Genomic DNA, 307 nt, shown 5'->3' with positions numbered 1-307 from the left:
AAATGGAGCCGCTTGGCGAACCCTGGCAGCCGCTCATACTGGCCGAAATCGACGATGTGCAGGCTGCCGCCCGGCGCCAGCGCCCTGGCCCCCAACTCGATCGCCTCCACCCAGGGCGGGATCATCGAGAGCGTGTAGCTCATGAACACCCGGTCGAGCTTCTCCAGCCCGAACAGGCTGGTCACGTCGAACGCGCCCGCATCGCCCTGCGCCAGCGTGATCCTGCCGCTCAGGCCGTTCTTCTCGACCGAGGCGCGCGCCGTTTCCAGCATCGCTTCGCTGATGTCGAAGCCGAAGAAGCGCGCCT

1 protein-coding gene is annotated in these 307 nt (G+C 66.8%); it reads right to left on the bottom strand.

All coding sequences use genetic code 11. The annotated features are described in order from the left end of the window. A partial coding sequence (locus tag NLU14_RS21425; protein ID WP_275710440.1) for a class I SAM-dependent methyltransferase occupies positions 1 to 307 on the bottom strand: 307 nt, incomplete at both ends.

Origin of the sequence: Marinobacter iranensis (assembly GCF_029207565.1) — a bacterium.
GTDB classification, from domain to species: Bacteria; Pseudomonadota; Gammaproteobacteria; order Pseudomonadales; family Oleiphilaceae; genus Marinobacter; species Marinobacter iranensis.
The sequence above is the reverse complement of the archived record's forward strand: the minus strand, read 5'-3'. Positions and strand labels throughout refer to the sequence as shown.